Origin of the sequence: Pseudomonas sp. GW456-12-10-14-LB2, assembly GCF_002884345.1 — a bacterium.
GTDB lineage: Bacteria > Pseudomonadota > Gammaproteobacteria > Pseudomonadales > Pseudomonadaceae > Aquipseudomonas > Aquipseudomonas paraglycinae.
The window spans coordinates 227723-241281 of record NZ_POHV01000001.1 but is presented as its reverse complement, the minus strand read 5'-3'; the positions used below and the strand labels follow the sequence as shown (position 1 = coordinate 241281).

Annotated in this window: 9 protein-coding genes; 3 read left to right on the top strand and 6 right to left on the bottom strand. The window is 63.6% G+C overall.

What is annotated here, in order from left to right; all coding sequences use genetic code 11:
- Nucleotides 1-20 precede the first annotated feature (20 nt).
- Nucleotides 21-1232, bottom strand: a complete 1212-nt coding sequence (locus tag C1X29_RS01160; RefSeq protein WP_102716676.1) for an MFS transporter — start codon at nt 1230-1232, stop codon at nt 21-23.
- Between the two features lie 393 nt (nt 1233-1625).
- Between C1X29_RS01160 and C1X29_RS01155 the strand changes: the two genes are divergently transcribed.
- Nucleotides 1626-3731, top strand: coding sequence for a mechanosensitive ion channel family protein (locus C1X29_RS01155; protein ID WP_102716675.1), 2106 nt, complete (start codon nt 1626-1628; stop codon nt 3729-3731).
- Here the strand turns inward: C1X29_RS01155 and C1X29_RS01150 are convergent.
- On the bottom strand, nt 3725-8020 hold the full coding sequence (locus C1X29_RS01150) for a DEAD/DEAH box helicase (RefSeq protein WP_102716674.1): 4296 nt from the start codon (nt 8018-8020) through the stop codon (nt 3725-3727). The genes C1X29_RS01155 and C1X29_RS01150 overlap by 7 nt on opposite strands.
- Before the next feature lie 178 nt (nt 8021-8198).
- Between C1X29_RS01150 and C1X29_RS01145 the strand changes: the two genes are divergently transcribed.
- Nucleotides 8199-9083, top strand: a complete 885-nt coding sequence (locus tag C1X29_RS01145) for a sugar nucleotide-binding protein (RefSeq protein WP_011336149.1) — start codon at nt 8199-8201, stop codon at nt 9081-9083.
- Nucleotides 9076-10005, top strand: coding sequence for an NAD-dependent epimerase/dehydratase family protein (locus C1X29_RS01140; protein ID WP_102716673.1), 930 nt, complete (start codon nt 9076-9078; stop codon nt 10003-10005). The genes C1X29_RS01145 and C1X29_RS01140 overlap by 8 nt, the downstream gene beginning before the upstream one ends.
- 177 nt (nt 10006-10182) lie before the next feature.
- On the opposite strand, the gene C1X29_RS01135 is transcribed toward C1X29_RS01140, so the two are convergent.
- The 4 genes from C1X29_RS01135 to C1X29_RS01120 all read right to left on the bottom strand — a co-directional run bounded on the left by C1X29_RS01135 (nt 10183) and on the right by C1X29_RS01120 (nt 13547).
- Nucleotides 10183-10881: an OmpW family protein gene (locus C1X29_RS01135; protein ID WP_074691639.1), complete on the bottom strand. Its 699-nt coding sequence runs from the start codon at nt 10879-10881 to the stop codon at nt 10183-10185.
- 158 nt (nt 10882-11039) lie between these two features.
- Entirely contained in the window at nt 11040-11558 is a 519-nt protein-coding gene (locus C1X29_RS01130) for a DUF3299 domain-containing protein (RefSeq protein WP_064384123.1), read from the bottom strand.
- A gap of 11 nt (nt 11559-11569) precedes the next feature.
- Entirely contained in the window at nt 11570-12835 is a 1266-nt protein-coding gene (locus tag C1X29_RS01125) for an ABC transporter permease (RefSeq protein WP_064599744.1), read from the bottom strand.
- 1 nt (nt 12836) lies between these two features.
- Nucleotides 12837-13547 carry an ABC transporter ATP-binding protein gene (locus tag C1X29_RS01120; protein WP_011336144.1) on the bottom strand — a complete coding sequence of 237 codons (711 nt, stop codon included), beginning with the start codon at nt 13545-13547 and terminating at the stop codon, nt 12837-12839.
- Between the last annotated feature and the right edge of the window lie 12 nt (nt 13548-13559).

Here is a 13559-nt window from a genome sequence, read left to right as displayed (position 1 = left end):
CGGACGGTCGGGCTGCCGGATCAGTGCCCAGTGACAATCCGGGCCGAGCCTTCGGCGGGTTCGGCGTACACCGGGCCCAGGCGATCGAGGCGACCGCTCCAGGCGGTCAGGGCCAGCGCCACCAGCACCACCAGGCCGCCAATCCACGCGGTATGGATCAGGCCGATGTGCTCGACGATCAAACCACCACCCCACGCGCCACCGGCAATTCCGAGGTTGAACGCGGCAATGTTCAGCCCCGAGGCCACGTCCACGGCGTGCGGTGTGTGATGTTCAGCCTGACGCACCACATACACCTGCAAGCCCGGCACGTTGCCGAAGGCGACCGCACCCCAGACCAGCACGGTGGCCAGCGCCAGCCATGGATTTCCTGCGGTGAAAGTAAGCACGAACAGCACGGCGGCGAGCAGGGCGAAGATGATTTTCAGCGCGCTGATCGGCCCGCGTTTGTCCGCCAGTTTGCCGCCCCAGAGGTTGCCGACCGCCACCGACACGCCGTACACCAGCAACACCAGGCTGACGGTGCCGGCGCTGAAGCCGGAGATGTCTTGAAGGATCGGCGCCAGGAATGTGAAGGCGATGAACGAACCGCCGTAACCGATGGCCGTCATGGCGTACACCAGCAACAGGCGCGGTTGCTTGAGCACCTGCAATTGCTGCAACAGCGAGGCTGGTTTGCTGTGGGCGATGTTTTTCGGCACGTACAGCAAGCTGCCGATGAACGCGATCACGCCGAGTGCCGACACGGCGAGGAAGGTTTCACGCCAGCCGAAATGCTGACCGATGAACGTGCCCAGCGGTACGCCGGTGACCAGCGCCACGGTCAGACCGGTGAACATGATCGCAATCGCGCTGGCGGCTTTTTCCTTGGGCACCAGGCTGGTCGCGATGGTCGAGCCGATGGAGAAGAACACGCCATGGGCCAGACCCGTGACGATCCGCGCCAGCACCAGCGATTCATAACTCGGCGCCAGCCAGGCCAGCAGGTTGCCGAGGGTGAACAGCACCATCAGCGACAGCAGCAACAGTTTGCGCGGGACTTTGCCGGTGAGGGCGGTCAGCACCGGCGCACCGATGGCTACGCCGAGGGCATAGAGACTGACCAGCAGACCGGCGGACGGCAGGCTGACGCCGAGATCGGCGCCGATGGTAGGAAGCAGGCCAACGATGACGAACTCGGTCGTCCCGATGGCGAAAGCGCTGAGGGTCAGCGCGAGCAGGGCAATGGGCATCACGGCACTCCGGTGGGGGATTGAATGAAGCGCAGTGTCGGGGTTTGGTGGGGGTGAAAAAATACAGGGATGGGCATTTGATATTTGACCTGAGAGCAAAGATCAAAAGCACGCCCTCACCCTAACCCTCTCCCGAGGGGAGAGGGGACTGATCGATGTGTCCTTTTGAGTTACGCCGACGTGATACACCGAGCCGTACTCAGGTTCCGACGCAGCATAAGCCGGCTCTCGGACTTGAGATCAAAACGAACCTTTCAGGTCGATGTAACTATTGAAAACAACTCAGTCGGCTCCCTCTCCCTCTGAGAGAGGGCTGGGGTGAGGGGGCTCTTGAACTTTGCCGGCCAAATGTCGATCAGTTCCATACAGGTTCAACCAAGGGAGCTCTGCGTTTTGACCAGGTTCAGGATCGCGATTCTATTGGGGGCATTGCTGTTGTTCGGCGGCAATGCAGTGCAAGCCGCCAGCTTGCCGGGCGTTCCGGCGGCCAGTGAAGAGCCGGCAAAACCGGAGCCGATCGTGCAGGGAGGACTGCTCGGCGCCATCAGTTCCGGCATCGACGACGTGCAGGACAAACTCGATCTCAACGAGCATCTAGTCGACGCCTGGCGCCTGCGCGCCGACCGGGCGGCGGATGAAGTCGACAGGCTGGTCAACCAACCCTCGAACCGCTCGGGCTGGAGCGTGGCGGGGGATTTCCTGATGCTCTCCGGCGTGTGGCTGGGCACCTTTGCCGTGTTGACCGTGCTCGGCAGCGTGCTGGGCAAACGCCTGCGGGAAGGGCGCTGGCTGCGCACCCGCCAGCGCAGTCAGGACCTGCTCGGTTACCTGTTGCCCTACACGCTGCCCGCACTGATCTGTCTGCCGCTGACCCTGTACGTCAGCCATTTTCTGTCGGCCTCGGTCGGTCGGGCGCTGGCGCTGTGTTTTGCCTACGCCACCAGCAGCGGGATATTTTCCACGTCGATGCTGTTGTGTGTGGTGGTGATGTTCAACACCGGCCACAAGCGCCGCGCCGTGCAGATCATTCGCGACTACTGCCCGAAACCGCTGTTCCTGATCGGTTTTCTCGCCGCGTTGAGTGATGCCCTGACCAGCCCGCAGATCGCCCGCCAACTGGGCGGCAACATCACCAGCAGCATCGCGGTGTTCACCGGTCTTCTGGCGTCGATCATCTTCGGTCTGCTGGTGATTCGCCTGCGTCGGCCGGTGGCGCACCTGATCCGCAATCGCCCGCTGGCCCAGCGTCTGAAACAGCCGTCGCTGCAGGAGTCGCTACGGATTTTTTCCGGGCTCTGGTACTGGCCGATCGTGCTGATGGTGCTGGTCTCGGCGGTCAATCTGATCGGCATCGGCGAGGACAACCAGAAAGCCCTGCGCTGCGCGTTGCTCACCACGGTGCTGCTGATCGGCACGGTGTTTCTCAGCACTGTGCTGCAACACCTGTTCAAGTCGCGCAGGGCCGAGGCGATCCAGCGCAGCAGTGCCTACAAGGAACGTTTCCTCAGCCTGTTGCACGCCTTGCTGCGGATCGTCGTTGCGATTGCGTTCATCGATATCCTCGGGCGGATCTGGGGTGTGTCGCTGCTCGACTTCGCGCAAAGCAGCACGGTCGGTCGGGCGATCAGCAATGCCCTGAGCAGCATCGGCCTGATCTTCCTCGTGACGTGGTTGTTGTGGGTGGTGCTCGACACGGCGATTCAGGAAGCGTTGAAGCCGCCAGTCAGCAAACGCTCTGCGCGCCAGCCCAGCACCCGGGTGAAAACCATCCTGCCGCTGCTGCGCAACGCGATCAAAATCATCCTGGTGGTGATCTGCGCGATCACCACCATGGCCAATCTTGGGATCAACGTCGCGCCGCTGCTGGCCGGTGCCGGGGTGGTCGGTCTGGCCATCGGTTTCGGCTCGCAGCAACTGGTGCAGGACGTGATCACCGGGCTGTTCATCATCATCGAAGACACCCTCTCGATCGGCGACTGGGTGGTGCTCGATTCCGGGCATGCCGGCACGGTCGAGGGCCTGACCATTCGCACCCTGCGCCTGCGTGACGGCAAGGGCTTCGTGCACTCGGTGCCGTTCGGTCAGATCAAGGCCGTGACCAATCAATCGCGGCAGTTTGCGTTCGCGTTTTTCTCGGTGCAGTTCACCTACGACACCGATGTCGACAAGGCCATCGAGCTGATCCGCGAGGCGGGAGATTCGATCCGCGAAGATCCATTCCTCAAGTACAACCTGCAAGGGCCGCTGGATGTGTTCGGTGTGGACAAGATGGACCTGAACGGCGTGGTGCTGACCGCGCAATTTCGCACGGTTTCCGGCGGGCAATATGCGGTGAGCCGCGCATTCAACCAGCGTCTGAAAAAGCTTGTGGATAACAGCCCGTGGGTGCATTTCGCGCAGACTTATCCACAGCAGGTTTTGCTGCCCAAGCGACAGGAAGAAGAGGTGGCGCCGGCGCATTCGTCGGTGGTGTTGCCGGAGCAGGCGCGCACTCAGTGACGGGTCAGCTTGTTGCGGATTTCACTCATGGCGGCGGAGTCCAGTTCCACCCAGAATTGTTGCTTGCCCGCGACCTCGGCAGCGACCGGCAATCCGTCGCGATACACCAGCCGATTGCTCGCCAGAGCCGGCACCTTCGCCCCCGGTAACAAGGTGCCGGCGAGGTTCAGCGGATCGACGCCGCACACCGCGATCAGGTTGCCGTCATGGGGGCGACGGCGCACTTCGCGCAGCAGCGGAATCGCCTCGGGCAGGGCGAATTGCTCGCCGGCCAGACCGCTGACAAAGCGTCCGCCGCGAATCTCGCCCCGCGCTTCCAGTCGATGGAACGTGCGCAGCAGTTCGCGCCAGCTCGGCAGCCAGTCGGCCTCACGTTCCAGCAGGCGCCAGAACACCACGCCATAGCGGCGCAACAAGGTCATGGCGATGTGTTCGAGGGTTTCGGGCGACGCCGTTTGACGGTTTTCCACCACCGGCCCGCGACGCAAAAGCGCCCAGCGCCCGGCATCGTCCATGCCACCGACAAACGCCCCGCGCCCGCGTCGACTGCTACGCTGCTGGCGCTTGCTCGCCGGGGTGATCAGCGCCCGCAATCCGGCAAAGCTGTCGGCATTCACCAGCCCGGCGCCGACCAGTTCCTGCAAGGCGATTTCCAGCTCGGTGCGCAGCAGGTGCGCTTCATGCATCAGCTCATCGAAAAACAGCGCGCCGTGCTGGCTGAGTGCGTCGAAAACCTTGCGGGTTTTGGGCGACAGTTCGCTGACTGGCGTCTGTTCGGCCAGTGCACTCCACAAGCCAACCTGACTGCGCGGCAGCAACACGATCGGTGTGCTGCGCAACGCCGTGCCGCTGGTGTTTTGTCGGGCGCTTAGGCGCGTCCATACCAGCTTGCCGCTGCGACACAGATCGTCCAGCCAGGTCGGTGAATAGTCCTTGAGCCGCGCGGGAAGGAGGTCGCTGTCCCACGCCGAAGCGGCAGCCGGGTAGCCTTCGAACTGACCGACAATCGCTGGCAAGACGGTGTTGCCCTGACCACGGGTAGACGGAGACAAGTGCTGCCAGTCGAACAGAAACCGCATGAAATCCTGCAACGCCACCGGCTCGATTTCCCGGCGCAGACGCTTGACCGTGTAGCGGTGAATGCGCGCCAGCAGATGGCGTTCGCACCATTCCTCAACGGGCGATCCCGGCGTGAACTGGCCGCGCAGTACATAACCTTCGCGCTCCAGATGAGCGAGGGCTTGATGAACAGAGGCCGGCATCAAGGCCAGCGGCTCGGCAATCGCCGCCAGCGGTAGCGGGCCGAATGCGCCGAGCCGAGCGCGGATCACTTCGATCAGTGCCTCATCGGCCGTCCATGTTTCGTCGAAACCGGGCAGCGCGGGGAGTGCCGACTGCGCCTGTGGATAAAGCGCTTGCAGACAGGTCAGGCGTTCTCTCGCCAGCCACAGTGAGTGCTCGGGATCGATCTGCAATCGGCAGGCTCGCCCGGTTTCGGCCAAAGCATTCAGCCACTCGCGCCATTGCGGATTGGCCGCGACTTCGCGGTCGCTGATGCAGGCCAGGCTCATCAGCGCTTCGTGCATTTCATCGGCACTGTTCGGCGTCGGCCACGCTTCTTCGCGCACGGCGTTGATCGCGTCAGCGTCCAGCGCGCCGAGGTCATCGGTGGATTGCGGATCGCTCCAGCGGCGGTTGAGTACGGCCTGGGTTCGACGCTCTTCCAGCGGTGCATCGTCGAGAAAGGTGTAGGGCCGGGCACTGAGGATTTCCGCCGCCAGCGGCGAGGGCGCCGGAAGGTCACGGGCGATCAGGCGCACTTCGCCGCGCTCCATGCGCCGCAGCAGTTCGAGCCAGCCCTCGCTGTCCATCGCTTCGTGCAGGCAATCGTCGAGGGTCTGTTCCACCAGCGGATGCGCGGGGATTTCCCGTTCGCCGGCGAGGTTTTCCAGGCAGGCGATCTGATCGGGAAACACACTGGCGATCAGGTCTTCGCTTTTCATCCGCTGCAATTGCGGCGCGACTTTGCGTCCGCCGGTGTAGCGCGGCAAGGCCAGCGCCACGCCGGCATTCCAGCGCCAGCGCACACCGAACAGCGGCGCATCCAGCACCGCTTGAATGAGGATGTGCTCGGCGCTGTTGCTGTGCAGGTAACGCCAGACCTCGTCGAGTTCGAAACTGTGACTGGTGGACAGCGACAGCACGATCGCGTCTTCGCTGGCGGCGGCCTGCAATTCAAAGTTGAAGGTGCGGCAGAAACGCTTGCGCAGGGCCAGGCCCCAGGCGCGATTGATTCGGCTGCCGAATGGCGAATGAATGATCAGCTGGGTGCCGCCGGACTCGTCGAAAAAACGCTCCATCAGCAGTGTGTCCTGGGACGGCAAGGCGCCGAGGGCGAGGCGGGCGCGGGCCAGATAATCCACAAGCTGTTCGGCGCTGGCCAGATCCAGACCGAGGGTTTCGGTCAGCCAGTCGGTGGCCGGTTGCAGGTTGCCGGGGCTGGCGCTCAGCAGTTGATCGAGCTGCGCGTGCAAGCGCGCCACGGCCGCCGACAACTCATCGCTGCGCCCCGGCGCCTCGCCGAGCCAGAACGGAATGGTCGGCGACTGACCCTGGGCGTCCTCGACCCGAACCTTGCCGGTTTCCACCCGCAGGATGCGATAGGAGGCGTTGCCGAGCTGGAACACGTCGCCGGCAATGCTTTCCACGGCGAAGTCTTCGTTGACGCTGCCGATGTTCAGGCCCTGGGGTTCGAGCAATACGCTGTAGTCGGCGTTGTCGGGGATGGTGCCGCCGCTGGTGACGGCGGTCAGCCGAGCGCCGCGTCGTCCGCGCAGGGTTCGGCTGACGGCGTCGCGGTGCAGGTAGGCGCTGCGGATGCCCTGGCGGCCGTTGTAGCCCTCGGCGAGCATGCTCAGCAGCGCCTGATAATGTGTTTCGTCGAGGTGGGCGTAGGGCTCGGCCCGGCGGAACAGTGCGAGCAAATTGTCCTCGGCCCACTCCTGGCAACTGACCTCGGCGATGATCTGCTGCGCCAGCACATCCAGCGGCGCCTCGGGGATGTGCAGCGTATCGAGTTCACCCCGGCGCACGCAGTCGAGCAGGGCGGCGCATTCGATCAGATCGTCGCGGGTGGTGGCGAACAGGCGCCCCTTGGGCGTGCCGCCGACCTGGTGCCCGGAACGACCGACCCGTTGCAGAAAGCCGGCGATCGAACGTGGCGAGGCGATTTGACACACGAGGTCGACTTCGCCGATGTCGATCCCCAGTTCCAGCGACGCGGTGGCGATCAGCACTTGCAGCTCGCCGCGTTTAAGCCTTTGCTCGGCGTCGAGGCGAAACTCCTTCGCCAGACTGCCGTGGTGCGCGGCCACCGCGTGTTTGCCGAGGCGTTCGCTCAGGTGCCGGCTCAGGCGTTCGGCCAGGCGTCGGGTGTTGACGAAAATCAGCGTGGTGCGGTGTTCACGGGCCAGTGCGGCGAGGCGGTCGTAGACCAGTTCCCAGACGTCATTGGCCATCACCGCCGACAACGGCACCGGCGGCACTTCGATGCCCAGATCCCGCGGGCGGGCGTGGCCGATGTCGATGATTTCGCACGGGCGCTCATGGCCGACCAGAAAACGCGCAACCGCATCGATCGGTTTTTGCGTGGCTGACAGACCGATGCGGGTCAGTGGTTCAGGACACAGCGCCTGCAAGCGTTCGAGGCTCAAGGCCAGGTGACTGCCGCGTTTGCCGGCGGCGATGGCATGGATTTCATCGACGATCACCGTGCGCGTGGTGCCGAGCATTTTTCGGCCGGATTCCGAGCCGAGCAGCACGTAGAGCGATTCCGGGGTGGTCACCAGAATGTGCGGCGCGCTCTTGCGCATGGCGGCGCGGTCTTTCTGCGGGGTGTCGCCGGTGCGCACGGCGGTGGTGATTTCCAGCGCCGGCAGATTCATTTGGCGCAGCTGGTCGGTAATCCCGGCCAGCGGATTCTGCAGGTTGATGCGGATGTCGTTGGACAACGCTTTGAGCGGCGAAACGTAGACCACCAGGGTTTCGTCCGGCAGACCGTCCGGGGTTTCCAGGCCACGGTGGACCAGTTCGTCGAGCACCGCGAGGAACGCGGTGAGGGTCTTGCCGGAGCCGGTGGGCGCGGCGATCAGCGTCGAGCGGCGTTGGCGGATCAACGGCCATGCGCGGGCCTGGGCGGCGGTCACCGTCGGGAATGTGCTGCTGAACCAGGCGCTGACGGCGGGGTGGAAGCCTGCCAGGGCCGCGTCCTTGGGGAGGGGCAGATTCATGGCTTCAGTTATGCGGGTGGGCGGGCGAAGTTGCAAGTACCGCTCGGGATCTACACTTTACGGGTGACGGTTGCGCACTAAACCCGCAAAATGCAACGATTCCGGCAATTATCGACGACGCTGCCACGAGCATCGTCGCCAAAGCCATCGTTCCAATCAGACTGGGCCTGCTGACTCTATGCGAATGCGCCTTATGTTACTGGGCGGCGGAAATGCCCTTGGGCAGGCGCTGATTCGCCTCGGTGCGGAGGAAGACATCGGTTTCCTCGCCCCCCGCCCGCCCGAAGACGGCTGGGATGCCGCGAGCCTGACCCAATTGCTCGACGACACCCGTCCCGATGCATTGATCAACCTTGCCTACTATTTCGACTGGTTCCAGGCCGAGGCCGTCAGCGAAAGCCGTCTGGCCGGACAGGAACGCGCGATCGAGCGTCTGGCCGAACTGTGCCAGCACCACAACATCGTGCTGGTGCAGCCGTCCAGTTATCGGGTGTTCGACGGCTCCCGCGCCACTGCCTACAGCGAAAAAGACGAGCCAGTGCCGCTGGGCCTGCGCGGTCAGGCGCTGTGGCGGATCGAGCAGAGCGTACGTGCCACCTGTCCGCAACACGTGCTGCTGCGCTTCGGCTGGCTGCTCGACGACAGCCCGGAGGGGATCCTCGGGCGCTTCCTGGCCCGTGCCGAACAGCCGGAAGAACTTCTGCTGGCCGATGACCGGCGTGGCAATCCAACCCCGGTCGACGATGCGGCACGGGTGATCATTTCGGTGCTCAAGCAACTCGATTGCGCCGCGCCGCTGTGGGGCACTTACCACTACGCCGGCCACGAGGCGACCACGCCGCTGGCGCTGGGCCAGGCGATTCTCTCCGAGGCGCGCAGTCTGCACCCGCTGGCCATCGAAGCGCCGACCGCCCAGGCCCACGCCGCGCGGCCGGATGCCGCTGAAGAACCGCAACACGCGGTACTCGCCTGCAAGAAAATTCTGCACACCTTCGGGATCAAGCCGCGCGCCTGGCGTGCGGCGCTCCCGGGCTTACTGGATAGGTTTTATCGTCATGGCTGAAGGCCCTGTTCTCATCACCGGCGGCGCCGGTTTCATCGGCTCGCACCTGACTGACGCGCTGCTTGCCAAGGGTCATTCGGTGCGGATCCTCGATGATCTGTCGACCGGCAAGCGCAGCAATCTGCCGCTGGATAATCCCAGGGTCGAACTGATCGTTGGCGATGTGGCCGATGCAGCTCTAGTCGCACAGGCAATGCAGGGTTGCAGCGCTGTCGCCCATCTGGCCGCCGTAGCGTCGGTGCAGGCGTCGGTGGATGATCCGGTGAAAACCCACCAGAGCAATTTCATCGGCACGCTGAACGTCTGCGAAGCCATGCGCGAGGCTGGCGTGAAACGTGTGCTGTACGCATCCAGTGCGGCGGTCTACGGCAACAATGGCGAAGGCGAGTCGATTGACGAAGACACGCCCAAGGCGCCGTTGACGCCTTACGCGTCGGACAAACTGGCCGGCGAGCAGTACTTCGATTTCTACCGTCGCCAGCACGGTCTGGAACCGGCGATCTTCCGCTTCTTCAACATCTTCGGCCCGCGTCAGGATCCGTCCTCGCCGTACTCCGGGGTGATCAGCATTTTCAGCGAACGCGCGCAGAAAGGCCTGCCGATCACCGTGTTCGGCGATGGCGAGCAGACCCGGGATTTCATGTACGTCGAAGACCTGGTCGACGTCCTGGTGCAGGCGCTCGAGAAGCCGCAAGTGGACGTCGGTGCGGTGAACGTCGGCTGGAATCAGGCGACCAATCTGAAGCAGATGCTGGCCGCGCTCGAGGCGGTGGTCGGCGAGTTGCCGCCCGTCAGCTACGGCCCGGCGCGCTCCGGTGACATCCGTCATTCGCGGGCGAACAACCGCCGGTTGCTTGAGCGATTCAAGTGCCCGACGCCAACACCGATGAACGTCGGCCTGGCCCGTCTGCTCGGCCGCTGAGCTTCTCGCAGGCATGAAAAAGGCGCCTTTTGACAGGCGCCTTTTTCACGGCCGGAATTCGGCTTTCAAACCGGTTTCCTGTAGCGAGGGAGCTTGCTCCCCGGTCGATGGCGTAACATCGCCGCCAGTTCTGAGCTGCCCGCCACCAAGCCTCATTCACCACCACGTGAACGTTCTTTAGAACTTGTAGCCTAGACCAACCATGTAGATGAAGGGATCAACGTCCACATTCACCCGTGCACGGGTGCCCGGGGCCACGGCGTTGTTTTCGACGGTGGCGCGGGTGTCGATGTCGATGTAGCGCACCTGGGCGTTGAGCATGATGTTGTCGGTCAGCATGTAGTCGGCGCCGACCTGCCAGGCCAGGCCCCAGGAGTTTTTCGCCTTGAAGTTGCTGAAACCGTTGGACTGGGCTTCGCTGCCGACGTGCTCGTCGTAGATCCAGGTGTAGTTGATGCCGCCGCCGATGTACGGCTGGAACGGCGACTTCGCGTCCAGCGGGTAGTAGACGACGCTCAGGGTCGGCGGCAGGTGTTTCAGGGTGCCGAGCTTGCCGTTGGCGGCTGGCAGGGCAGTGCCCTTGAGCTTCACGTCATGTTCGAACGGGGACGCGGCCAACAGCTCGATACCGATGTTGTTGGTCAGCATGTAGGCGAAGTTCAGACCCAGTTGGGTGTCGCTGCTCATGGTCGCCTTGCCGCCCAGGTTGGTGCCGCTCAACGGACCCTGATCGACCTTGACGCTGGAGCTGTCGGCCTTCGGGTTGACGGTGATCGCACCGGCACGAACGATGATGTCGCCGGCTTCGTGGGCGTGGGCGAGCGGGGCTGCGAGCGCGAGGGCAAACAGCGAGGCGCTGAGCAAGGACTTGTTCATGGAAGCTCCCAAAGGACGTTAAAAATGTTTGATGTCCTATGGTACGAATCCGTCTGATACGGTCTTTTGACTCAGCTCAATGAAATAGTGATGGGCAGTTTTTTTGTGGAACCTTTGCTCGCAAAGCCAGTGGAGAGGGCTATAACTGACTGCCGGACTTACTCCGGCAGCTCGTACACATAAATCTTGTCCGCTTCCATCTGATACCCGGCGTCTGCCAGTTCGCTGGTGGACTGCTTGACCTGCAACGGACCCTCCACCCAGTACGGCTGATACAGCTCGTCGAGCTTCACGCCGAGTTCGCTTTTCACGTGCACGATCTGGTTCGACGGCGGTGGCGGCACGTGGATGCAGGCGCCGAAGTACGGCACCAGCAGGAAGTCCGTGGTGCGACCTTCCTCGCTGACTTCCAGCGGCACGATGTAGCCCGGCAGGCGGATATTCTGGCCATCGAGGCTTTGCACCACGGGGGCGTTGGGCATGTCCTGCTTGGCCGCTGGCGCGGACTCGGCAGACAGTGCATCGCTCATCTTCGAGAGGTCGTGCAGCGGCGTCATGTTCGGCACTTCCGGCGCCGCGTCCGGCGGGATCATCTCCGACCAGGTCAGGTCTTTCGGCGCCGCAGCCCACACGGGCAGGGCGACCAGCAACAGCAGCGCAAGGACAGCGCGGGGCATGGTGAACATCCTCATAAACGGATCGACAGGCCATCGGCCAGAGATTGGCGATACGCGCGCCAGGCCGGCACGCTGCCCATCAGCAGCGCGGCAGCCAGAATGCCACCGAGCAGCGTCCATTCATACTCGCTTGGCCAGGCCAGCGGCAGATACAGACCGTAATTGGCCTGCACATAACCCTGAGCAGCGGCGATGCCGATATACAACAACGCCAGCCCGGCGATCACCCCGGTCAATGCCAGAGCAAAGGCTTCCAGCACCAGCAGGCTCGCGATGTGCCACGGCCGCGCGCCCACCGAACGCAGGATCGCCATCTCGCGGCGGCGTTCGTTGAGGCTGGTGAGAATCGCCGTGAGCATGCCGATCAATCCGGTCAGCACCACGAACAGCGAGACCACGAACAGCGCTTTTTCGGCGGTGCTCATCAGGCTCCACAACTCCTGCAAGGCCACACCCGGCAGAATCGCCAGCATCGGCTCGCCACGGAATTCGTTGATTTCCCGTTGCAGGGCGAAGGTCGAAATCTTGCTGTTGAGGCCGAGCATGAACGCGGTGATCGCTTGCGGCGTCAGGTCCATGTTGCGCGCCTGATCGGCGCTGATCCGTCCGTTGCCACGGGCCGGCACACCGTTGTGCCAGTCGATGTGGATCGCCTCCATGCCGCCGAGGCTGATGTGCAACGTGCGGTCCACCGGAGTGCCGGTGCGCTTGAGAATGCCGACCACGGTGAACGGTTTGTCATCGTGCTTGACCAGACTGATCGCCGCCACACCGTGGGCCAGCACCAGTTTGTCGCCGAGCTTGTAATGCAACGCTTCGGCCACTTCGGCACCGAGCACCACTTCGAACGGATCGGTGGCGAAGGCGCGGCCGTCCGCCAGTTCCAGGTGCTGCTGGCGACCGTACTGGTAATGCTCGAAATAGGCTTCGGTGGTGCCCATCACCCGGTAGCCGCGATGGGAATCGCCGAGAGACATCGGGATCGCCCACTTCACCTTCGGGTTGCTGGCGAAGTGTTCGAAGCTGTCCCAGCGGATGTTGTTGGTGGCGTTGCCGATGCGAAACACCGAATACAGCAGCAGGTTCACCGAGCCCGAGCGGGCACCGACGATCAGGTCGGTGCCGCTGATGGTGCTGGCGAAACTGGCCTTTGCTTCGGTGCGCACCCGTTCAACCGCCAGCAGCAGGCAGACGGAAAGCGCGATGGCGAAAGCGGTGAGCAGGGCGGTGAAACGCCGGTTGGCGAGGCTGGCCATGGCCAGACGGAACAGATACATCTCAGACCTCGGCAGACGTGGCGGCGCGATTGAGTTCGGCCAGGGACAGGTGACGGTCGAACAGCGGCGCCAGACTCTGGTCGTGGCTGACGAACAACAGGCTCGAGCCGGCTTCGCGGCACTCGGCGAACAGCAGGCGAATGAAGTTTTCCCGGGCGTCGTAATCCAGTGCCGAGGTCGGTTCGTCGGCGATCACCAGTTCCGGTTGCCCGATCAATGCGCGCGCTGCGGCGACCCGCTGTTGCTGACCGATCGACAGCGAATCGGCGCGGCGACTCAGGATGCTTTCGTCCTTCAAGCCCAAGTGGGCGAGCAGGGTGGCGGCAGCCTGATCGACGCTACCGTGGCGTTGCTTCGCACGTTCGGCGCGCAGCTTCGAGAAATGGCACGGCAGCTCGACGTTCTCGCGCACCGAGAGAAACGGCAGCAGGTTGAACTGCTGGAAAATGTAGCCGGTGTGATCGACGCGAAAACGATCACGAGCGCCGGCACCCAGGTCGGTCAGTTCCTGGCCGAGCAGGCGAATGCTGCCGCGACCGGGTTTCTGCACCCCGCCGAGCAGGCCGAGCAGGGTGGTCTTGCCGCTGCCGCTGGGGCCCTTGAGGAACAGGGTTTCGCCGGCTTCCAGACGAAACGCCGGGATGTCCAGCAGCGGCGGGTGACCGGGCCAGTTGAAGCCCAGGTCGGACAGTTCGATGAGTGCTTGGGTCATGGCGCCGTTTCG